20 protein-coding genes are annotated in these 22,204 nt (G+C 68.3%); 6 read left to right on the top strand and 14 right to left on the bottom strand.

Annotated features, from left to right (window positions below):
• The first annotated feature begins 200 nt into the window (after positions 1–200).
• Both kstD and ACWDU1_RS11270 read left to right on the top strand, forming a co-directional pair.
• Positions 201–1,889, top strand: coding sequence for a 3-oxosteroid 1-dehydrogenase (gene kstD / locus ACWDU1_RS11275; protein ID WP_449997668.1), 1,689 nt, complete (start codon positions 201–203; stop codon positions 1,887–1,889).
• Positions 1,890–1,912: 23 nt separating this feature from the next.
• A complete protein-coding gene (locus ACWDU1_RS11270) occupies positions 1,913–2,776 on the top strand; it encodes a MaoC/PaaZ C-terminal domain-containing protein (protein WP_449997666.1) in 864 nt (287 codons plus the stop codon).
• A 51-nt stretch (positions 2,777–2,827) separates the two neighbouring features.
• Here ACWDU1_RS11270 and ACWDU1_RS11265 read toward each other — a convergent pair whose 3' ends face one another.
• The 3 genes from ACWDU1_RS11265 to ACWDU1_RS11255 all read right to left on the bottom strand — a co-directional run bounded on the left by ACWDU1_RS11265 (position 2,828) and on the right by ACWDU1_RS11255 (position 5,290).
• Positions 2,828–3,247 (bottom strand): PIN domain-containing protein, encoded by a 420-nt coding sequence (locus ACWDU1_RS11265; RefSeq protein WP_449997664.1) that lies wholly within the window; start codon positions 3,245–3,247, stop codon positions 2,828–2,830.
• Complete coding sequence (locus tag ACWDU1_RS11260; protein WP_449997663.1) at positions 3,244–3,453, bottom strand: type II toxin-antitoxin system VapB family antitoxin; 210 nt, start codon at positions 3,451–3,453, stop codon at positions 3,244–3,246. Before ACWDU1_RS11260 ends, ACWDU1_RS11265 begins: the two co-directional genes overlap by 4 nt.
• A 91-nt stretch (positions 3,454–3,544) precedes the next feature.
• Positions 3,545–5,290, bottom strand: a complete 1,746-nt coding sequence (locus ACWDU1_RS11255; protein WP_449997662.1) for a cutinase family protein — start codon at positions 5,288–5,290, stop codon at positions 3,545–3,547.
• Positions 5,291–5,670: 380 nt separating this feature from the next.
• Here ACWDU1_RS11255 and ACWDU1_RS11250 point away from each other — a divergent pair, with 380 nt between their 5' ends.
• Both ACWDU1_RS11250 and ACWDU1_RS11245 read left to right on the top strand, forming a co-directional pair.
• On the top strand, positions 5,671–5,838 hold the full coding sequence (locus ACWDU1_RS11250; RefSeq protein ID WP_449997661.1) for a hypothetical protein: 168 nt from the start codon (positions 5,671–5,673) through the stop codon (positions 5,836–5,838).
• Positions 5,839–6,233: 395 nt separating this feature from the next.
• Positions 6,234–6,899: a class I SAM-dependent methyltransferase gene (locus tag ACWDU1_RS11245; RefSeq protein ID WP_449997660.1), complete on the top strand. Its 666-nt coding sequence runs from the start codon at positions 6,234–6,236 to the stop codon at positions 6,897–6,899.
• A gap of 24 nt (positions 6,900–6,923) precedes the next feature.
• On the opposite strand, the gene ACWDU1_RS11240 is transcribed toward ACWDU1_RS11245, so the two are convergent.
• The 11 genes from ACWDU1_RS11240 to ACWDU1_RS11190 all read right to left on the bottom strand — a co-directional run bounded on the left by ACWDU1_RS11240 (position 6,924) and on the right by ACWDU1_RS11190 (position 18,589).
• The gene (locus tag ACWDU1_RS11240) at positions 6,924–7,418 is read right to left on the bottom strand and encodes a hypothetical protein (RefSeq protein WP_449997659.1); all 495 of its coding nucleotides are present in this window, start codon (positions 7,416–7,418) and stop codon (positions 6,924–6,926) included.
• Positions 7,415–8,689: a DUF58 domain-containing protein gene (locus tag ACWDU1_RS11235; protein WP_449997658.1), complete on the bottom strand. Its 1,275-nt coding sequence runs from the start codon at positions 8,687–8,689 to the stop codon at positions 7,415–7,417. The genes ACWDU1_RS11240 and ACWDU1_RS11235 overlap by 4 nt, the downstream gene beginning before the upstream one ends.
• Entirely contained in the window at positions 8,686–9,648 is a 963-nt protein-coding gene (locus ACWDU1_RS11230) for an AAA family ATPase (RefSeq protein ID WP_449997656.1), read from the bottom strand. The genes ACWDU1_RS11235 and ACWDU1_RS11230 overlap by 4 nt, the downstream gene beginning before the upstream one ends.
• Positions 9,649–9,676: 28 nt before the next feature.
• Complete coding sequence (locus ACWDU1_RS11225; RefSeq protein ID WP_449997654.1) at positions 9,677–10,171, bottom strand: hypothetical protein; 495 nt, start codon at positions 10,169–10,171, stop codon at positions 9,677–9,679.
• Positions 10,168–11,202, bottom strand: coding sequence for a DUF4129 domain-containing protein (locus tag ACWDU1_RS11220; RefSeq protein WP_449997652.1), 1,035 nt, complete (start codon positions 11,200–11,202; stop codon positions 10,168–10,170). Before ACWDU1_RS11220 ends, ACWDU1_RS11225 begins: the two co-directional genes overlap by 4 nt.
• Positions 11,203–11,530: 328 nt before the next feature.
• Entirely contained in the window at positions 11,531–12,721 is a 1,191-nt protein-coding gene (locus ACWDU1_RS11215; protein ID WP_449997651.1) for a lipid-transfer protein, read from the bottom strand.
• Between the two features lie 45 nt (positions 12,722–12,766).
• The gene (locus ACWDU1_RS11210; RefSeq protein ID WP_449997650.1) at positions 12,767–13,192 is read right to left on the bottom strand and encodes a MaoC family dehydratase; all 426 of its coding nucleotides are present in this window, start codon (positions 13,190–13,192) and stop codon (positions 12,767–12,769) included.
• Positions 13,189–14,076: a bifunctional MaoC family dehydratase N-terminal/OB-fold nucleic acid binding domain-containing protein gene (locus ACWDU1_RS11205; protein WP_449997669.1), complete on the bottom strand. Its 888-nt coding sequence runs from the start codon at positions 14,074–14,076 to the stop codon at positions 13,189–13,191. Before ACWDU1_RS11205 ends, ACWDU1_RS11210 begins: the two co-directional genes overlap by 4 nt.
• 96 nt (positions 14,077–14,172) lie before the next feature.
• A complete protein-coding gene (locus tag ACWDU1_RS11200; RefSeq protein WP_449997649.1) occupies positions 14,173–15,342 on the bottom strand; it encodes an acyl-CoA dehydrogenase family protein in 1,170 nt (389 codons plus the stop codon).
• Positions 15,327–16,391: an acyl-CoA dehydrogenase family protein gene (locus ACWDU1_RS11195; RefSeq protein WP_449997648.1), complete on the bottom strand. Its 1,065-nt coding sequence runs from the start codon at positions 16,389–16,391 to the stop codon at positions 15,327–15,329. The genes ACWDU1_RS11200 and ACWDU1_RS11195 overlap by 16 nt, the downstream gene beginning before the upstream one ends.
• 26 nt (positions 16,392–16,417) lie before the next feature.
• Positions 16,418–18,589: an acyl-CoA dehydrogenase family protein gene (locus ACWDU1_RS11190; protein WP_449997646.1), complete on the bottom strand. Its 2,172-nt coding sequence runs from the start codon at positions 18,587–18,589 to the stop codon at positions 16,418–16,420.
• 133 nt (positions 18,590–18,722) lie between these two features.
• On the opposite strand from ACWDU1_RS11190, the gene kstR reads away from it, so the two are divergent.
• Together kstR and otsB are read left to right on the top strand one after the other, a co-directional pair.
• On the top strand, positions 18,723–19,370 hold the full coding sequence (gene kstR, locus ACWDU1_RS11185) for a cholesterol catabolism transcriptional regulator KstR (protein ID WP_449997645.1): 648 nt from the start codon (positions 18,723–18,725) through the stop codon (positions 19,368–19,370).
• A 102-nt stretch (positions 19,371–19,472) separates the two neighbouring features.
• The gene (gene otsB, locus ACWDU1_RS11180; protein ID WP_449997643.1) at positions 19,473–22,025 is read left to right on the top strand and encodes a trehalose-phosphatase; all 2,553 of its coding nucleotides are present in this window, start codon (positions 19,473–19,475) and stop codon (positions 22,023–22,025) included.
• Positions 22,026–22,204: the final 179 nt, after the last annotated feature.

The following is a 22,204-nucleotide window of genomic DNA, read 5'->3' as shown; positions in this document are numbered from 1 at the left end:
TGGGCTCCGTCCTCGGTGGCCTGCAGGGCGGTGGCCGCACCCGCCGCGCCGTATCCGACGACCACGACGTCCGCGGTCAGGTCCCATTCGTTCGCCATCAATCAACTCCACCGAAACTGAAACGAGTTTCCCTGCTGTTTACGCCGCGGATCAAGTCTTCTGCCACACAACATAGACCTACAGCCGCATCATTCTATAACGTGTTCTACATGAACGATCGGGAATACGATGTGGTGGTGGTCGGCAGCGGCGCCGCCGGGATGACCGCCGCCCTCACCGCCGCGCACAACGGGCTGAGTGTGGTGATCCTGGAGAAGGCTCCCTACTACGGCGGATCGACCGCGCGCTCGGGTGGCGGGGTGTGGATCCCCGGTAACAAGGCCCTGCGCGATTCGGGCGGTCCCGACGACCGCGAGGAGGCGCGGCGGTACCTGCACAGCATCATCGGCGATGTGGTCCCCGCTGAGCGGATCGATACCTATATCGACCGCGGCGCGGAGGCCATGGACTTCGTCCTCGCGCATTCGCCGCTGAAGATGGAATGGGTCAAGGGTTACTCCGACTACTACCCCGAGGCCCCGGGCGGCCGCGCGGGCGGGCGGTCCTGTGAACCCAAACCGTTCAACGCCAAGATCCTCGGCGAGGAGCGGTTCAATATCCATCCGCCCTATTCCAAGGCCCCGCTCAATGTGGCCGTCACCCAGGCCGATTTCGTCCGGCTGAACCTGATCCGCCGGCATCCCAAGGGTGTGCTGCGGGCGCTGCGGGTCGGGGTACGCACCTACTGGGCCAAGTTCACCAACAAACACCTGATGGTCATGGGCCAGGCGGTGATCGCAGGTATGCGCAAGGGCCTGATGGACGCGAACGTACCCCTGCTGCTCGACACCCCCATGACCAAACTGGTGGTCACGAACGGCAAGGTCACCGGCGTAGAGGCCACCCACAACGGCGAAACCGTCACCTTCACCGCCCGCCACGGCGTGATCCTGGGCAGCGGCGGATTCGAGCACAACGCGGAGATGCGGGCCAAGTACCAGCGCGAGCCGATCACCACTGAGTGGACGACCGGGGCCGCCACCAACACCGGCGATGGCATCGTCGCGGGTATGGACGCGGGCGCCGCTATCGGCTTCATGGAGGACGCCTGGTGGGGTCCGACCATCTTCAAGGGCGGTAAGCCCTGGTTCGCGCTGTCCGAGCGCAACCTGCCCGGGTCGATCATGATCAACACCCGGGGTGAGCGGTTCGGCAACGAATCCGCGCCCTATGTCGAGGCCGTGCACACCATGTACGGCGGCGAGTACGGGCAGGGCGAGGGGCCGGGCGAGAACATCCCCACCTGGCTCGTCTTCGACCAGCGGTACCGCAACCGGTACATGTTCGCCAGCCTGCAGCCGGGCCTGAAGTTCCCGTCGCGCTGGATGGAGAACGACCTCATCGTCAAGGCCGCAACCCTGGACGAACTGGCCGAGAAGATCGGCATCCCCGCCGATAAACTCGCCGCCACCGTCGAGCGTTTCAACAAGTTCGCCGAAACCGGCAAGGACGAGGACTACGGCCGCGGCGACAGCCAGTACGACCGCTACTACGGCGACCCGACGGTCAAACCGAACCCGTGCCTCGCGTCGCTGGTCCAGGGCCCGTACTACGCGGCCAAGATGGTGCCCGGCGACCTCGGTACCAAGGGCGGTCTGGTCGCCGATACGGCCGCGCGCGTGCTGCGCGAGGACGGCACCCCGATCGAGGGCCTGTACGCCTCCGGCAATGTCTCGACCCCGGTGATGGGCCACACCTACGCGGGCCCCGGCGCCACCATCGGACCCGCGATCGCCTTCGGTTACCTCGCGGTCCACGACATCATCGCCCGCTCGAAGACCGCGGCCTGAGCCGATCCGAGGAGACCTCTCGTATGCCGATCGATCCGAAAGTAGCTCTGGGAGCCGAACTCCCGAGCAAGGAATTCTCCTGGACCGCCTCCGACGTCCAGCTCTATCACCTGGGTATCGGCGCCGGCCACCGCTGGACCGAACCCGCCGAACTGCGCTACCTCGACGACCGGGAACCGCAGGTGCTGCCGACCTTCGCGACGGTGGCGCACACGCTGCGCGATACCGATCCGCCGAAGGTGAAATTCCCCGGTGTCGATATCGACCTGGCCAAGGTGGTGCACGGTTCGCAGGAGGTGCAGGTGCACCGGCCGCTGCCCGCCTCGGGTAAGGCGACCCGCACCGGCCGGATCAGCGAACTGTGGGACAAGGGCTCCAACGCGGTGATCGTGCAGGAGTTCACCGTCACCGGTTCCGACGGCGAAGCGTTGTGGACCGAGCGGTCCTCCATCTTCGCCCGCGGCGAAGGCGGGTTCGGCGGCGAACGCGGGCCGAGCAGCAAGGCCGAACTCCCCGACCGGGAGCCGGATTTCGACGTCACCACCGCGACCCTGCCGCAGCAGGCCCTGCTCTACCGCCTCTGCGGCGACCGCAACCCACTGCATTCGGATCCGGAGTTCGCGAAGGGGGCGGGCTTCCCCGCGCCGATCCTGCACGGGCTGTGCACCTACGGGATCATCTGCAAGACCGCCACCGACGCGGTGCTGGATTCGGTGGCCGGCCGGGTCACCGGATTCAAGGCGCGCTTCGCCGGGGTGCTGTTCCCCGGTGAGACATTGCGGTCGCGGATCTGGCGGGAACCGGGGCAGCTGATCATCAGCGCGACAGCCGTCGAACGTGAGAACGCGCCCGTGCTCGGCGACGTGGTACTCACCTTCGCCGACTAGCGAACCGTCCCGAACGGCCGGGTGCCCCACAGCGGGTCCCGGCCGTTTCGGTCAACTGATCGTCCCGGGCGGCGCGATCCACTGCGTCGGCTGGCCGGTTACCTCCGCGACGGATTCGAAATCACGGTCGTAATGCAGAATCGCCAGGTTATGGGCCTCGGCGGTCACCGCGATCGCCAGATCCGCGACCCCCGCACTCCGGTGTGTTCCACGTTCGGTAAGCATTTGCTGAACCTGATGGGTTCGCACCCAGAGATTGTCCGGTGTGATCGCCCAGCCGAACAACTCGCCGAGGAGCTCCTGCTTCCGGAGCCGGTCTCCCAGGGACCGGGCCCCGAACAGAAGTTCCAGCTCGACTACGTCACATAGCGCGATCACCCCGGCGGTCAGGGATTCGTGCCACGTCTTGCGGAGTGCCGGGTCCCTCAGGACTCGCACGGCGGCCGAGGTGTCGATGAGGTAGCTGATCATCGCCGGTATTCGGACTTGTCCAGCAGAGTGTCGAAGTCACCCCGCTCTGCCATCTCACCCAGTTCGTTCAGCGCCTTGACCCGCTTGAGCCGCTTGGCGACCTCGATCAAGGCCGCGTTGACCGTATCCTTCTTGGTGCCCGTGCCGAGCAGCCGTTGCGCTTCGGCCAGCGCCTCGTCGTCGACTTCGATAAGCAGTTTCGACATCCACCCTCCCTTATATCGGAGATATCCGAACTGAATATATCGAATATTTGAATGGATGTGCCACGGGCCGCTGATCCGGGATGCCGGCTGGTCAAGCCTCGGTGCGACGGGTGGCCGGCACACACCGCTTCCGATGTGCGCCGGGCGGTACGGGAACCGGGCGATCCGGGCCGGTATCGACCGGTTCGTCCAGAAGATCGGACGCCACTACCGCGACGGGCCGGATCCCGCGGATCCTGAGGGCCAGGCGGATCGCACCGGCCGCGCCGGCCGAGACGGTGAGCAGCACGAACAGAGCGGCCAGGTAACCGGCCGAGTCCGGCAGCGAACCGGTCGAGGTTGTTTCCCGGACGGCATCGGCCGCCGCTCGCGGGCCGTCCGCCACCTCTCGCGCCGGATCGCCGGCACCGGTCGCGGGCGGCGGCGCCGGCACGAGGGGTGGCACGAGGGGCGGTCCCGGCGCGACCGGCGGCGGGGTGGACCGTGGAGCGGGTATCCGGTGGAAGGTCAGGTCTGTCGCCACCGCCGTGAACCACCCCAGGATCAAGCCGGTGGCGGAGCGCCCGTCCGAGGTGAAGGCGGCATTCGGGTAGTCGACGTGGCGGCGCACGGTATCGGCGTAGCGCAACCACTGCACGGGATCGAGGAGTTCGGCGTTGTCCGCACTCAGGCCGCCGAGGGAGTCGAAGGTCTTCGAGACGAGGTTGAACAGCGTCCGCTTCGGCACCGGGCGCTCGACCGCGGTGACCAGTGCGTCCGCGGTACGTTGCAGCCCGGTCAACGGATCGGGCGCGGTAGCGATACCGGCGACCTCCGCGGGTGTCAGCGCCACACCGACGATCGCGAGCAGGGTGTTGAGGGCGCTCGTTCCCAATTTGAACAGGGCCTGCCGGGCCTCCGGTTCGCCGCTGGACCTGGGGTCGGCGGCCTCGGCCAGCCGGACGCTGAGCGGTTTCTCCGGGGTCAGCGACAGTGTTCCGAGGGAATAGCCGTTCAGGTCGTGATTGACGATGCTGGTCGCGGTGCGCGACAGGGTCGCCGAGAAGGCGTCGGAGATCGAGGTGAGCGCGGCGAGTGGGTCCGACGGAACCAGTTCGGCCTGGCCCAGGATGTTGACGATCATATGCAGCAGCGGCACGTCCGGCGGCGCGTCACAGGCGAGATCGCCGGGCAGGCACAGAGAGGCGACCCGGCCGGTGAGCGCGCCGAAATCCGTGGCGATATCGCTCAGTGGCCCGATCCCGCCGCCCGGCATGGCGCGTTGCGCGAATCCGGGTACGGATCCCAGCTCCGCACCGGTGGTTCCGGGGGCCGGGTCGGGCCGGTCGCGTCCCGGCAGCCCGGGCAGGATCGGGGCTCCCGGTGCGCGGGTGGGATCGGCGAGCAGCGCCACCGCCGCGACGCGATCGGCCGGGACGGCGGAGCCGCCCGCGCCCACTTCGCGCGCGAACATGGAGACCACATGCGCGCCCTGCGAATACCCGATCAGGCCGAGCTGGGTGCGAGGGCAGCGGTCGAGGACAGCGGTCGCCATATCCCGCAACTGCCCCAGACCTTCGGCCGCCGAGGCGGAATAGGGCACCAGGGCCCCGGGCAGAGCGCCGCCGAACGCCGCGGGGTAGGGCACATACGCCTGCCCGACCCGCTGTCCGAGGGCCTCGGTCAAGGGGTCCAGCACAGATGCGAGCAACCCGGTTACGGCGGCACCGGCGGCGGAGGCGGCTGCCGACGCACCGGTCCCCTCCACGCCGAGTACGAAAAGACTGTGGCAGTCACCGGAGGCCGCACCCGCCGGAGGATCCTCCTGGGCGGTCGCGATCACGGGCGGACCGGTCACGACTATTACGGAACCGACCGCCAGTACGACGATTCCGCGCGCGACTCGTTTCCATGGCCAGCGAGCACACTTCATCCGGACCTCCGAACAGAACGCCGCCCGCGGGCACCGGCGGCGAACGATGGCGTGTTCTGCGGGTAGCGCTACGGAACCAGCAGCCCGATCACGAAATCCAGGACCGCGCCGACAATCTGCCCGACGGTGCCGATGATCATGCTCCAACTCCTCACCCACAGGGAATACGCCGACGCGCGAGTGAATCGCCGACCATTTCGAAAGAATGGAAAAGACGACACCTACCCGCCTCGCCATCGAGGCGCAGGCCGTGCGAGGCGGGTAAGGCCATAGTGGAACTACCGAGAAAACAACGTTCGCCCCCGATGGGGATCACGAGCTACCTCGGGGTCGAGAAAAAGAGCTCAGAGCAGGATGCCGATCAGGCCGGTGAGCAGGCTGCCGACGGACGCGAGCAGATCGGTAAGGAACATTTTTCGCCTCTTTCTATCGGTTCCGATGATGCGCCCGGGCGGGATGCCCGGACCGCGTGATCACGTACCTCCACAAAGCGGAACAGCCTGTGACAGCGCCGATCGCGCCTCGCGAAACAGCTCGAGATGAAGCCGGGAGGAGCAATCACCAACTATTCGGCACTGGACCGGGGATGGATGGGGTAATACGTGAAGTTTGTTTTGTAGCCGCATATTTGGACGGGTTGGCGGCTGCGACACGTGAAAACTTGCTCTCCACAAGGATTTCACGAACCGCGACCGGGGTAACCTGCGGGCCCCCCGAAGGTGAGGGGGTTGCCTTCGCACGATGCGCCGGGATCCCGGCCGGCGGCCCGGATCTCGTCACGTCCACAACCACCCCGGCCGCTTCCCGGACGGCCCGGCCCGGTCGTGCGACCATGAGGCGGCCGGGGGCCGACAGGGAGGTGCGGAGTATGGCTCGGGATCCGGGAACCGAGGGCGAACCATCCGGCGGGCGGCAGCCGACCGGACACGAGATCCGCAGCGGTAGATCCTGGGACGCCTCCTATACCGACGGTCCCGCCCCCTGGGATATCGGCGGGCCGCAGCCGGCGGTGATGCGGCTGGCATCGCGCGGGGCGTTCACCGGCACAGTGCTCGACGCGGGCTGCGGGACCGGGGAGAACACGCTGCATATCGCGGCGCTGGGGTTGCCGGTGGTGGGATTCGATATCGCGGAGACCGCGGTGGCCACCGCCCGCGAGAAGGCCGAGCGCGCCGGGATCGGCGTGGAGTTCGTCACGGCCGACGCCCGCGACCTGGGCGGGCTGGGACGCCGTTTCGATACCGTGCTGGACTGCGGCCTGTTCCACAGTTTCGACCCCGCTGAACGACCCGCCTACCTCGCGAGCCTGGCCGGCGTCACCGAGCCGGGCGCGACGCTGTATCTGCTGTGCTTCAGTGACCAGGGCGCCGCACCCGGACCGCATCCGGTGACCGGGGAAGAGTTGCGCGCGGCGTTCGACCGGCCCGGATGGCGTATCGACGCCGTGGATTCCGAACGACTGGAGACCCGCTTCCACGAACAGGGCGCCCCGGCCTGGTCCGCGCGGATCGAGCGGGTCGCGCAGTCCGGGTAGCCCCCGGGCCCACCCCGTGGCGGTTCAATCGTCCGGATCACTGTCCGGCAGCGCCGATCCGGTTCCCGCACCCGGCGCCTTCGCGGGCGCGGGGCGGCGCCGGGTGGCGGTGATGCTGTAGGTGAGGATCGACGACAGCAGGATCACCAGCACCGGCGCCAGCACCGGCGCCCAGGGCAGCTGGAACGGCAGCAGGGCCGCGCCGCAGGCCGCGAGAGTCCACAGGATGGCACCCAGAACCGAGGGCAGCGTGGTGGGAACCACCCCGCGCGGGGCGGTCACAGTGGCGATGTTCAGCAGGTAGGTCGTGGCGACCAGCCCGGCCGCGGCCGAGGCGACGAGTTCGGGATCGGACAGGCCCAGCACGCCGATCACCAGCAGGACCGCGGCGATCGCCGACCAGCGCCACCACCATCCGACCACCACCAGCACGATCGCGACGGGGGCGGCCCACGGCTGGATCAGCGCCACCAGCAGTACCAGCAACGTTCCGGAGAGATGGGCCAGGAACGCGATCATCGCCGCACCCGGATCATCCGGCGGTGCTGCGGTAGCAGGCGCATCGTCTGGTCGAGGCGGGTATCGGCGCCCCAGGGCACGATATCGACGCCGACCGTACTCATATCCCGGTACATCGAAGTCCGTTCCAATTGCCACATCTTGTCCATGGTGGGGTCGAGATCCGCGGTGAACGGGCTCCCACGCAGTACGTCCACTGCCACCACCACGTGCCCGCGTTTGCGCAGATCGATCAGGGCCAGGGCGAACTGGGTGTCCAGCAGGGTGGTGAAGGCGACGATGATCGCGCCCAGCGGTACGGCGGCATAGGGGGCGAGCGTGCCGGTGGTGGGGATGTACTCGTCGCCGACATCGAGGACGGTGTCGACGATCCGGTAGAACTGGCGACGGCCGATATCGGGTCGCAACCAGCGCGGTTGCTGCCCCAGACACACCACCGCGGTCCGGTCACCGGCCTGCAGGGTGGACTGCACCACTTGGGCGGCACCGCGGACCGAGAGCTCCAGGGCGTCACTGGCCGGACCGGGCGCCTGCTGCGAGGTGTCCACCAGGACCACCACATCCGCCGACCGGTTGGTCAGGCGTTCGGTGACGTAGAGGCGGCCCCGGCGGGCGCTCACCGGCCAGTTCACGATCCGCAGCTGGTCACCGGGGGCGTAGGCGCGGATATCGGCGTACTCGACACCCGGGCCGTGCCGGCGGGTCAGATGGACGCCGAGACGTTCCGGAAGTTCGGTGCGCGGCAGCCGCATCCGCTGCGGATCGGTGATCGGGTAGACGTAGACCTCCCCCGCCGGCAGTGTCGCGGTGGCCAGCGCCATACCGGCCGGGCTCAGCGCCTTGACCCGCACCGAGATCGGATAGCGACCCCACCGCTGCGCCGAAACCGTCAGCCGCAGCCCGGCCGGGGATTCTCCGGAATCCACGGACTCCTCGACCGTGACCGTCATCCCGTCGGCGGTCACCGGTTTGCAGCGCAGCAGCGCATGCCCCTGATCCACGAACGCCGCGACCGTGACGGTCACCTGCTCGTGTTCGAAACAGCGCTGCGTACCGCCGCCGTCCACCTGGATCCGGGTACGTGTCACCTGCCAGGGCGCGCTGGCCAGCACGCCGAGCATGGGCGCCGCGAACACCACCAGTTGCCAGCTGGCCGAGATCACCGCACCGAGCAGCGCGACCGCCGAGGCGATGGCCAGCAGATAGCTCAGCGGGGCGGGGCGCCAGCGCAGTCGCGCCTCCACCGTGGCACTGGCGTCGCGGTGTCTCATTGCGTGGCGGCGCGCGGAACCGGCAGGCGGCGCAGGAGTTCGCCGATCACATCCTCGCCGCGGATACGGCGCACCCACATCTCGGGGCGGAGGGTGATCCGGTGTGCCATCGCGGGAATCGCCAGGGCTTTCACATCTTCGGGGACCACGTAGTCGCGGCCGTTCAGCAGGGCCCGGGCGCGGGCCATCTGCACCAGATCGAGTTCCGACCGCGGGCTCGCACCCACCTCGACCTGCGCGTGGGCCCGGGTGGCGCTCGCCAGCGCGACCACATAACCAACCACATCGGGGTGCACCGAGACGAATTCCACCGCGTGCCGCATCTCCAGCAGGCCCTTGGCGTCGACGACCTGGTTGACCCGCGGCTGCACCGCGCCCCGCTCCAGCCGCCGCCGGATCATCTCGGTCTCGTCCAGTTCGGACAGGTAGCCCAGCCGCAACTGGATGGCGAACCGGTCCAGCTGCGCCTCCGGCAGCGGATAGGTGCCCTCGTATTCGATTGGGTTGTCGGTGGCGAGCACGACGAACGGCTGCGGCAGCGGGAAGGTCTCGCCGTCGATGCTCACCTGCCCCTCGGCCATCGCCTCCAGCAGCGCGGCCTGCGTTTTGGGCGGGGTGCGGTTCACCTCGTCGGCGAGCAGCATATGAGTGAACACCGGGCCACGGCGGAAAGTGAAACGCCCGGTGGACATATCGTAGATCGTGGAGCCGAGCAGATCCGCCGGCAGCAGGTCGGGGGTGAACTGCACCCGGGTGAAGTCCAGGCCGAGCGCGGCCGCGAAGGACCGCGCTATCAGTGTTTTGCCCAGGCCCGGCAGATCCTCGATGAGCACATGCCCGCCGGACAGGATCGCGATCATGATGAGCTGTAGCTCTTCGCGTTTACCGACGACGACCCGGCCAACCTCCCGGAGCACGGCTTCGGTGCGTTGGACGGTCGCGTCCAAGGGCATCGTCATGTCATCTCTCGCAATGCGTCGACCCGTTTCACATTCTCTGAAGGCGGCTCAGGATCTCGTCCAGAGCCGCGCGACCCGGCGCGGGCGTGTTCTGGTCACGCAGCTCCGAGTCGGCGGGATCCACCCAGCGCCACAGTTCGGCACCGAACAAATGGACCCCGGCGTTTTCCAGCGCCCGCCGGTTCTTGCTGACCCGCAGTCCGGCCGACAACTGGAATTCCTTGGCCAGCAGCGGGCGCAGATGCCGATCCCAGTCGGCGCGACTGCCGTCGGCGCGATCGACGAGCATCTCGGCCCGGGCATACCAGTGGCGCAGCATCTCGGCGGGCCCGTTCTCCATATCGTCGGCCGCTTCCCTGTCCCGCTTCTCCGGGCGCAGCAGCACCCATACGAAGCAGCACAGCGCGAACGCCACCGGCACACCCGCGGCGACCAGGATGAAATCGCGGGCCCGCAGGTAGGCGGCCACCTCGAACAGGGCGACGGCGATTATCGCGGTCACCACGATCCACGGCCTGCTCACAGCGACCCCCTCCGGTCCGCGCCCTCGCCGACCGGCAGCACCGGCGGGTAACCGTCCGGATCCGCGGCGACCGCGGCGGGCATCGCCGGCGGCGCCATCCCCTGCAGGTCGGCGAGCACCACCCGCAGCAGCTGTTCGGCCCGCATCCGCTGCCACGCCAGCATGGAGTGCGGACTGAACCGCGCCTCCTCGAACAGCGCGACCAGTTCCCGCGCCGAGGTATCGCGCAGGGCCCCGTGCTCGAAGGCGCGGGCCAGTACTTCCATCGGGGTGTCCGATGCCCGCGGCGCCACCCCGCGCGCCCTGACCAGCCCTCGCTCCATGGCGATATAGCAGGCGATGATGGCGGTCCGCGGATCCTGGCCGGGCGCGTTCATCGCGGCCAGACCCATTTCGGCGGCTTTCACCAGCGAATCGGTTTCCATCGCCAGCCGTTCGCCGGCGGCGGCCTCGTCGTCGTCGGGTTCCGCGGCCCGTTCACGTCTGGTGGTATTGACGGTCACCACGGCCAGACCGGTGATCGCGACCGCCACCAGCGTCCCGGCGGCGGCGGTCGCGAGGATCATGCCGGTGCCGGTGAGCACCGGCTGGTCCTCGTCGGTGCCGGGTGGAACGGGGGTGGGTTGATCCGCCGGTTGCCCGTTCGCCGCCGGCGGGGGAATCTGCTCGGCGGCGCGCTGGAAACCGATGAAGTAGATCGCGAAGAAGATCGCTGCCAGGACTCCGGTGAAGGCCAGGACGAACAGCGCGACGAGCCCGAGCCGCCCCAGCCGCCAGGTGTGCGCGGCTTCCTCCAGATCGGGCATGGCCAGCGGTAACCGGTGCTGGCTGGCGATGACACCGGCGAGCAGCACCACGATGGAGACGGTGAGAAGTACCGGCATCAGCGCGACGGTGAGTGCGGCGGGCGTACCGCCGCTGTCGGGGTGATCCGAGACCCCGGGGATGTTTCCGCGCAGCGCGACGACAGCGCAGAACAACAGCGCGAACACCGCCACAATGCGCGCGATCAGCGCCCGCGACCCGGCCAACCCGATACCTCGAACCTGCGTACTGCCAAGAACAGCCACATATTTACATGCCGGACGGCCGGTCCGGGAGTGAATCGACAATATGAAATGCCAAGTTTTTCATCTTTACCAGCCCCTTGCCGGCAAACCTGCTGTCCATCGAGGAATCAACAGTCATATCTTGTTCCCCCCTGTGAAATCTCACAACCCCCGATCGAGAATCGGGGGCAGCGATCCGCGTTCGCCCTCGAGTAACTCCGCGAGGGCGGCCGGTACGCCCGCGCCGCTGGGACAACAGCGGCGCGGGGTATCCGATCCGGAGGAGTTCGCGTTCGGTTCGTGGCTGCGCTCAGCCCGCGTCGGCGCTGAGCACCAGTCCGGATGTGGGCACCCCGGTACCGGCCGTGACCAGCACATTCTCCACGTTCTCGAGCTGGTTCACCGAAGCACCGCGTAGCTGCCGCACGCCCTCCGCGATACCGTTCATACCGTGGATATAGGCCTCACCGAGCTGTCCACCGTGAGTGTTGACAGGCAGTTTTCCACCGATTTCGATGGCGCCGTCGGCAATGAAATCCTTCGCCTCGCCGCGCCCGCAAAAACCCAATTCCTCGAGCTGCATGAGGACGAACGGTGTGAAGTGGTCGTACAGAACTGCAGTTTGCATATCCTCGGGCCGCAAACCGCTCTGCGCCCACAACTGGTCGCCGACAAGGCCCATTTCCGGCAACCCGGTGAGCCCGTCGCGGTAGTAGCTGGTCATCACGTACTGGTCGGCCCCGCTGCCCTGGGCGGCGGCGGTGATGACGGCCGCGGGGTTGGGCAGATCCCGGGCCCGCTCCACACTCGTCACCACGATCGCGACCCCGCCGTCGGATTCCTGGCAGCAGTCGAGCAGATGCAGCGGCTCGGCGATCCAGCGCGAGGCCTGGTGATCGTCGAGGGTGATCGGCTTGTTGTAGAAGAAGGCGTTCGGGTTGGCCGCCGCGTGTTTGCGATCGGCCACCGCCACCCGGCCGAAATCGGCCGAGGTCGCGCCGTACACGTGCATATACCGGCGGGCGACCATCGCCACCTGCGCGGCGGGCGTACCCAGCCCGTGCGGATAGGACCAGCCGGCATCGATACCCGAGGAGGTCGGCGCCGCGGCCAGCGAGCTGGAGAACTGCCCGAACCGGGAGACCGAGCGTTCGTTGAACGCGCGATACGCGACCACCACATCGGCGACCCCGGTCGCGACCGCCATCGCGGCCTGCTGCACGGTGGCGCAGGCCGCGCCGCCGCCGTAGCCGATATGGCTGAAGAACTTGAGCTGCGGGATGCCGACCGCCCGCGCGACCGCGACCTGCAGATTGGTATCCATCGTGAAGGTGGTCAGGCCGTCCACGTCGGCCGGGGTGAGCCCGGCGTCGGTCAGGGCGGCGGTCACGGCCTCGGCGGCCAGCCGCAATTCGCTGCGCCCGGATTCCTTGGAGAAATCGGTGGCGCCGATACCCGCGATGGCGGCCCGGCCGGACAGGGGGTGTTTCGAATTGGTCATCAGAACCTCATTCCGCGGGCTGGACAGGATTCGGCGGCACCGCGCTCATGCCGCACCGCCCGCGCCCGGGACGGTGGCGACCACCGTCGCGACGATGTGATCACCCAGGCTGTCCTTGCCGACGACCTCCAGACGGACGTCCGCCCCGTCGAGTTCGACGACCTTTCCGGTCAGGGTCAGGGTGTCGTAGGCGTACAGCGGCACCCCGAGGCGCAGCGAGATCGACCTCACCACGGTGGACGGTCCCGACCAGTCGGTGACGAATCGCTGCACCAGGCCGGTATCGGTGAGGATGTTGACGAAGATGTCCTTGGATCCCCGTTCGATCGCCTTGTCCCGATCGTGGTGCACATCCTGGAAATCCCGGGTGGCCAGCGCGGTACTGATGACGAAGGTGGGGTCGGCGTGGATGGACAGTTCGGGCAGTTCGGTCCCGACGGTGACCGCGGCCGGATCGAATGTGGCGGTCATGCGGTCACCTTCCAGAACGGCAGCGCCGTATCGTCGTCCAGGGCCTCGAAACCGGCGACGACCTCGAGTCCGACCTCGACCTTCTCGGGTTCGATCCCGCGCAGTTCGCCGAGCATCCGCACCCCCTCTTCCAGTTCGACCAGGGCGACCACGAACGGCAGATCGCGACCGGGCACCTTGGGCGCGTGGTGCACGACGTAGCTGAACACCGTGCCCTTGCCCGAGGAGACGATGTAGTCGACCGGTTCGGATTTGTCCTGCCAGATCGCCGGCACCGGCGGATGGCGCAGGGTGCCGTCCGGGAGCTTCTGGATACGCAACTCGCCCGCCTTGGTACCCGCCCAGAAGAATTCGGTGTCGTGCGAGACCAGCGGTCGCACCCGTTCCCCCGCCGCGGGTTTCGGCGGTGCCGCCGTACCCGGAGCGAATTTCAGGATGCGGAACAGCATTTCGGTGACCAATTCGTCGCCGACGTACCAGCTGGTGCGATAGGTCAGGAAGAAACCCTCGCCCAGCCCGGTCCGCTTCGGCCCGACGATACCGTCCAGCGCGCTGGTGATATTCACCTCTTCGCCGGGCCGCACGTAGCGGTGGTAGATCTGCTCGCAGTTGGTGCCGACCACCGAGGTGTATCCGGCGGAGTCGAGCAGCGCGTTGGTGGACTCCATGGGGTCGTCGGCCGGGCGTTTACCGCCCAGACCGAGCATGGTCCACACCTGCGCCATGGCGGGCGGGGCGACGATCCCGTCGAAACCCGCGGCCTTCGCGGCGGCTTCGTCGACGTAGACCGGATTGGTATCGCCCAGGGCCTCGACCCAGTTGTTGATCATCGGCTGATTGATCGGATCGCGGCCGGGCCGCGGCGCGCTGGCCCCGGCCGCCATGATCTTCTCGGCGGCCGCGGTGATCGCTTCCGGCGTACTGGTTTCCGGCACGGACTCAACTCCTCGGTTTCATTACTCGGCACCGGTCACGTCGCATCAACGCGGTACCCGTGGCAGCTTCAGACCCGCGGACGCGACCAGTTCCCGCATCACCTCGTTGACGCCACCGCCGAAGGTGACCACCAGGTTCTGCTTGGTCCGCCGATCCAGCCAGGTCAGCAGGTCCGCCGTCGCCGGATCGGCCGGGTCGCCGAAACGGCCCACGATCTCCTCGGCCAGCCGGCCCGCCTCCTGCAGCGATTCGGTGGAGAAGATCTTGGTGGCCGAGGCGTCCGCGATCACCTGCGCCTGATCGATATCGGGATTCTCCGCGGTCGCCGCGACCTGCCAGTTCAGCAGTTCGTTGAGACGTGTCATGGCGTGGATCCGGCCCAGCGGCCGCTGCGCCTCGGGATGATCCAGGACACCGCGCGGGCGGGCCCAGTCGCGGACCCGGTCGTAGAGCTGTTCGATCTTGCCGGACGGCCCCAGGCTCACGCGTTCGTGGTTGAGCTGCGTGGTGATGAGCCGCCAGCCCTTGTCGACCTCGCCGACCAGCATGCTCGCCGGCACCCGGACGCCGTCGAAATAGGTGGCGTTGGTGTGATGAGCGCCGTCGGCGGTGATGATCGGAGTCCACGAATAGCCCGGATCCGAGGTATCGGCGATCAGAATGGTGATCCCGCGATGCCGCGATTCCACCGACCCGGTCCGGCAGGCCAGCCAGACGTAATCGGCCTCGTGCGCGCCGGTGGTGAAGATCTTCTGCCCGTTGACCACCCAGTCACCGGCGTCGTCACGCACCGCGCTGGTCCGCAGCGCGGCCAGATCGGTACCGGCCTCCGGTTCGGAGTACCCGATGGCGAAATGGATATCGCCGGAAAGGATTCCGGGCAGGAACTTCTCCTTCTGCTCCTGCGTGCCGAAGGTCTGCAACGTGGGGCCGACGGTCAGCAGCGTCACCAGCGGCAGCGGCACATCGGCGCGGGAGGCCTCGTTGTAGAAGATCTGCTGTTCGACGGGACCGAAGCCCTGACCGCCGTACTCCTTGGGCCAGCCGACGCCCAGCCAGCCGTCGCGGCCCATCCGCCGCACCACCGCGCGGTAGGCGTCGCCGTGCCGGTTGACCTGCATCTCGGCGGATTCCTCCGGCGTGACGAGATCGGCGAAGTAGGCCCGCAGGTCGTCGCGTAGTTTGCGTTGTTCGCTGGTCAGATCGATGAACACCCTGCTCCCAATCGTTCGAGCCGCAGTGCGGCGCCGCCCAGCCAGCGGGCGAGGTCCTTGGACTGTGAGTAGTAGCGGTGCATGGAATGCGTGACATCCACACCGATACCGCCGTGCAGGTGATGACATTTCTGCATGGCCTGCGGAAGTTCCGCGGCCACCGTATAGGCCAGCACGTTCAGATCGTCGTCGATCCGCTGCTGCCGTTCGGGGCTCGTATCCTCCTGCCCGAGCGCCCAGTTCGCGGAAAGCGCGGCGGCGTGCAGGGTGCGCGACACCACATAGAGATCCGCGATCTGCTGGGCCACCGCCTGGAATTCGGCCAGCGGCCGGTTGAACTGATGCCGGGTGCCCACATGGGTTGCGGTGAGCTTCAGCGCACCCGCCAGCAATCCGTCGGCAACCGCGCCGATGGTGCCCAGCACCATCCGGTGCAATCGCGTCGCCAGTTCGGGGAACAACCGGTCGGCCGGGACGACCACGCCGTCCAGGTGCACCGAGAATTCCGGCAGGCCCCCGGAGACCGGCGAACCGGTCAGGGTCAGGCCCGCGGCCGACGTCTCCACCAGCGCGACCCCGGAATCGGTGGTCACCAGCAGCCACCGCGCCTGGTCGGCGCAGGGCACCGCGACCTTGTGACCGGTGATCCGGACGCTGTCGCCGGACACCTCGGCCTTGGTCGCCGGTTCGGTGGTCAGCGGCGCTCCGGGTTCGCTGATCGCCGCCGAGAGCACCGCGCCCTCGGCCACCGCGGGGAACACCTCCGCGGCCACGGCCTCCGGGATCGAGCCCAGCAGGGGCAGGACCCCGAAGCCCAGGGTGGGCAGCGCGGGTGCGGCGACGGCGTCGGTGGCCAGCTCGGTCAGCAGGACCGACACCGCGTCGATGCCCATATCGTCGCCGCCGTATTGCTCCGGTAGCGCCACCGACAGCAGGCCGGTCGCCGTGAGCGCGGGCCACAGGTCCGCGTCGCGGGCCGCCTCCCGCTCCAGTAGTCCGACGACGACCTCGGCCACCGCCTCCTGGGCCTCGTCTCGGGTGAAGTCCACGTTCAGCTCTCCAGTCGTCGCACGAACTATCCGGCCGCGTCCCGGGGTAGCCCCAGAATCCGTTCGGCCGCCACGGTAAGCAGGATCTGCTCGGTACCGCCCGCGATCGACAGACAGCGGGTGAGCAGGAATTCCGAGGTGTCCGCGGTCGCGCGGGCGCCGGCCGGCCCGGCCACCTGCACCGCGAACTCCGCCACCGCCTGCCGGTGCCGCACCCCCACGAGTTTGCGCACACTGCTCTGCGCGCTGGGGTCGGCTCCGGCCAGAATGCGTACCGCGGCACGCTGTTCCAGCAGCAGCCCGGCGATGGCATCGGCGACGAACCCGCCGAGCCGGTCGTTCACCAGCTCCGAGCCCCGTCCGGTCGCGGGCAGTTTCGCGATGAGTTCCTCGAGCGCCGGCCCGATCCCGTTGCCGCTCATCGCGACCCGTTCGGCCGACAGCGTCGAGCGGGCGATCTTCCAGCCGTTGCCCAGGTCACCGACCACGCACTCGTCGGGAACGAACACCCCGTCCAGGAACACCTCACTGAACCGGGCCTCACCGGTGATCTGCACGAGCGGCCGGATATCGATACCGGCGCTGCGCATATCGACGAGGAAGTAGCTGATGCCCTTGTGCTTCGGCGCGGCGGCATCGGTGCGGGCCAGGCAGATCGCCCAGTTGGCCTCCTTGGCCAGCGAGGTCCACACCTTCTGGCCGCGCAGGATCCAGCCGCCCTCGGTCCGTTCGGCGGTGGTCCGCAGCGCGGCCAGATCCGACCCGGCTTCCGGTTCGCTGAACAACTGGCACCAGACGACCTCACCGCGCAGGGTCGGCCAGGCGAACCGCTCGATCTGTTCGGATGTGCCGTGCTGCAGCAGCGTCGGCACCGCCCATCCGCCGATGGTGAGATCCGGAACGGCCACACCGGCGCGGCGCAGTTCCTCCGAGATCACCAGCCCGGTCATCGGATCGGCGGCCCGCCCGTAGGGTTCGGGCCAGTGCGGCATGATCATGCCCGCCTCGGCCAGGGCGGCCCGCTGCTCCTCGGCGGGCAGCGCGGCGATACGGGCCACCTCGGCGGCGAGTTCGCCGCTCGCGTCCGTGGTCGATTCCCCCGCGGCCGCCGCGTCGGCGAAGACCCGGTCCGCGCCGGTGGTGCGGCGTTTACCGGCGCGGGTCAGTTCGGTGACCCGGGCCCGCCAGTACGCGCCGCCGCCCAGCAGCTGATTCAGGGCGACCGCCCGTCGCAGGTAGAGATGCGCGTCGTGCTCCCAGGTGAAACCGATACCGCCGAGTACCTGGATACAGTCCTTCGCGGTCTCCACCGCCGCGTCCAGGCTGATCGCGGCCGCGATGGCCGTCGCGATCGGCAGTTCGGCAGCGCCGGAATCCACGGCGGCCGCCGCGTCCGCGGCCACCGACCGGATTAGCTCGGTCCGGCACAGCATCCACGCGCAGATGTGTTTGAGGGCCTGGAAGCTGCCGATCTTGCGGCCGAACTGTTCGCGGACCTTGGCGTAGTCGACCGCGGTCGTCAGGCACCAGCCCGTGACACCCGCCAGTTCGGCGACGGCCAGCGCCACCAGCAGATCTTCCACCGCGTAACCGGGGGCGAACACCGCGTCCGGTTCGACCGGCACCCCGGCGCACCGCACCCGCGCCAGCGGCGTCGAGAGATCGAGCGGCTCCAGCGCCTCGATCTGGACACCGGGCGTATCCGGCCCCACCAGGCACCAGCGGCGGCCCTCACCGGTCTCGACCGGTAGCAGCAGCGCGGTCCCGTAAGCCGCGCCCAGTACCGATTCCCAGGTACCGGTGAGCCTGCCCGCGGTGTCGAGCTCCGGAACGGACGCCGCGTCGGGTTCGCCGCCGTCGGCCACCACCGTGTCCAGCGCGATACCGCACGGCTGGTCCTCGGCCAGCCGGCCCGCGGTCACCAACCCGGCGACGGCGGTCGTCAGCACCGGGCCGCCGACCATGTCGTGAGCGGCCTGTTCGAGGAAAACGGCGAGGTCGGTCACCGTTCCGCCCGCGCCGCCGGCCTCCTCGGCGACGGCCACGTGGAAGATTCCGAGTTCGCTCAGCGTTGGCCAGTAGGTCCGCCAGAAGCCGGTGGTGTCGGCCCGCATTGTTGCAATCGGTCGCGCCGCTGCTGCCCATCCGCTCATCGACTGCTGAACGGCTTTGTGCTCGTCAGTGGTGGCGATGGTCACAGTCCATACCGCCTTTCCGGCGTGACTCCCACACCTAGAACATGTTCTAATATCCTCGGTGGGCGGAAGTCAAGGCATGCGCCTGCGACACTGCTCCACGCGCTACGACACGTCACGGAAAGGACTCCACTCCATGGCAAGCCCCTCCCGATCCCAGCCCGGCGACTCGAGTGCGGCCACCGCCGCGCCCGTCACCACGCTGCGGGAGGACGAGCTGAGCTCGGCCGCGCAACGGGAACGGCGCAAGCGGATCCTCGACGCCACCCTCGCACTGGCCTCCAAAGGCGGATACGACGCCGTTCAGATGCGGGCCGTGGCCGAACGCGCCGATGTCGCGGTGGGAACCCTCTACCGGTACTTCCCGTCAAAGGTGCATCTGCTGGTTTCGGCCCTGGCCCGGGAGTTCGAGCAATTCGAGGGCAAACGCAAACCGCTGGCGGGAACATCCGAGGAGCGGATGCATACGCTGCTCGCCCAGATCACCCGGATGATGCAGCGCGACCCGCTGCTCACCGAGGCGATGACCCGCGCGTTCATGTTCGCCGACGCTTCCGCTGCCGCCGAGGTCGACCGGGTCGGCAAGGTCATGGACCGGGTCTTCGCCCGCGCCATGAACGATGGCGAACCCACCGAACGCCAGCTCGCCATCGCCCGCGTCATCAGCGACGTCTGGCTCTCGAATCTGGTGGCCTGGCTGACCCGGCGCGCCTCGGCGACCGACGTTTCCGAACGCCTCGAACTGACCGTCGATCTACTGCTCGGCAAACGCTCCGAGGTGTAGGCGGCCGCTCACAGTTCCCGCCGAATCGGAGTAGGGCTCTCGACACAGTATTGTCATGCGCGCCCCCCCTTAACGAAAACTCCGATCAATAGGTTGGATGGTGTGAGCGCACAGGATCTGCCACTGGAACTTCGCCGAGCGCTGTCGACGGTCGCTCGCGTGCCTCGGCTGCTGGTCGCATCGGATTACGACGGGACGATCGCGCCCATCGTGTCCGATCCGGCCAAGGCATACCCGCACGGGGAGTCGGTGCGAGCCTTACGCGCGCTGGCCGGCCTCTCCGGTACCACCGCCGCGGTCATCTCCGGCCGCGCCCTGCGTGACCTGGCCGCCCTGTCGCGGCTGCCGGTGGAGGTACAACTGATCGGCAGCCACGGTTCGGAGTTCGACGTGGGCTTCGTCCACGCCATCGACAACGACGCCCGGCAATTGCTGACCGAGGTGGTGGCGGCTCTTCGCAAGATCGCCGAAGAACATCCCGGCGCCTCGGTCGAGACCAAACCGGCCAGCGTCGCCCTGCATGTGCGCAATGCGGCGGCCGAGATCGGCCGCCGGGCCCTGAACGAGGTCCGCCACGGCCCGGCGTGCTGGGTCGGCGTGCAGGTCACCGAGGGCAAATCCGTTATCGAACTGGCGGTCGTCCCGACCGACAAGGGTTCCGCCCTCAGCACCGTGCGCCATCAAGAGAGCGCGTCGGCGGCGGTGTTCTTCGGCGACGACGTCACCGACGAGAAGGCCTTCCGGGTACTGACCGGGCCCGATATCGGTATCAAGGTCGGCGAAGGCGAATCACTCGCCAAATACCGCGTGCACACCACCGAAGCGGTCTCGCACGCGCTCGCCTTCCTGCTCGAGGAGCGGCGCACCTGGCTGGCCGGCGCCAGCGCTCCCCGTATCGAACGCCTGACCATGCTGGCCAGCCCGCGCTCGGTGGCGCTCGTGACCCCCGACGCCACCGTCACCTGGTTCTGCCATCCCGAACCGGATTCGGCGGCGGTCTTCGCCCACCTGCTCGGCGGTATCGACGCCGGTCACTTCTCGGTGACCCCGCAGCGGCCGGGTCTGCCGTTGTCGCAACGGTATGTCGACGGCACCATGACTGTGGAGACCCGCTGGGCGAAACTGCAGGTCACCGACTATCTTCCGCATGACGTGGACCCCGACCGCACCGATCTCACCCGGGTGATCACCGGTTCCGCTCCCGCCGAGATCACCTTCGCGCCGCGGCCGGAGTTCGGGCAGGTCCCGGTCTCCATCCAGGTAGAGCGGGACGGGCTGCGGGTCTGGGGCACCAACGACCCGGTGGTACTGCGCTCGCCGGGCGTCCGGTGGCAGATCCACAGCGACGGCGCGCACGATACGGCCACCGCCGTGGTCGACCCCTCCGACGGCCCCATCGTGCTGGAACTGCGCTGCGGCACACACGATCTGACCCCCGCGGCCACCGGTGAGACCGAACGCCGCCGAATCGCCGAACTGTACTGGTCGGAGTGGGCCGCCGGCCTCGACCTGCCCGTCCTCAAACCCGATCTGATGAAACGGTCCGCGCTCACCCTGCGCGGTTTGGTGCACGCCCCCTCCGGATCCATCCTGGCCGCTGCCACCACTTCGCTGCCCGAGGACATCGGCGGCGTCCGCAACTGGGACTACCGCTACTGCTGGCTGCGCGATGCCGCGCTCACCGCCAACGCCCTGGTCTCGCTCGGGTCGCTCGGCGAAGCCGAACAGTATCTGGACTGGGTGCACCGGGTCCTGGAAACCCTGCCCGGCCCCGAACGCCTGCACCCGCTCTACACCATCTACGGCGAAACCCTGCCCCCCGAAGCCGTGATCGACGAGCTGCCCGGCTACGCCGGATCGCGACCGGTACGCGTCGGCAACGCCGCGAACATGCAGGTCCAGCTCGATGTTTTCGGCCCCATCGTCGATCTCATCACCGCACTGGCCCACGCCCGGGAGAAGCAGGGCACCACCGACCCGCGCAAGGTCCTGCCCGACGCCGACTGGGAACTCGTACACGCCATGGTCTCCGCGGTACAGCGCCGCTGGACCGAACCCGACCACGGCATCTGGGAGATCCGCGGCAACCCCCGCCACCACGTGTACTCGAAGGTCATGGGCTGGCTCACCATCGACCGCGCCCTGACCCTCGCCGAGAAGTTCGACCGCCCCATCGACCCCGACTGGGCCCCGCTGCGCGAAACCATCTCCGAAGAGGTCAAGACCAAAGGCTGGAACGACGAGGTCCAGTCCTACACCGCCGCCTACGACGGCATCGACCTCGACGCGGCCACCCTGCACATCGGCCTCAGCGGCCTCATCGACCCCGCCGACCCGCGCTTCGCCGCCACGGTGGTCGCCACCGAAGCCGAACTCCGCAGCGGATCCACGGTCTACCGCTACCACCACGACGACGGCCTGCCCGGCGGCGAAGGCGGCTTCCACCTCTGCGCCGCCTGGCTGGTGGAGGCCTACCTCCTGATCGGCAAACGCTCCGACGCCGAAGCGCTGTTCGCGCAACTGGTGGATGTGGCGGGGCCGACAGGGCTGCTCAGCGAGGAATACGACCCGGTGGCGGAGCGGTCGCTGGGGAACCATCCGCAGGCATACAGCCATCTGGGGTTGTTGCGGTGTGCGCAGTTGTTGGGGGTTTGAGGGGACTAGTGAGGGCGAGGTGAGGGGGCCTCGCTCGCTGGAGGTTGGGAAGGTGACCTCACACGCCGGGGTGAGTAGGTGGGCCTGCTTGCCGAGGTGGGGCAGGTGAGCTTGCTTGCTGAGATGGGGCAGGTGAGCTTGCTTGCTGAGATGGGGCAGGTGAGCTTGCTTGCTGAGAT

It is taken from the genome of Nocardia sp. NPDC003345 (assembly GCF_053589395.1).
Note: the sequence above shows the minus strand (reverse complement) of the source record. Positions and strands in the feature narration are given on the sequence as shown.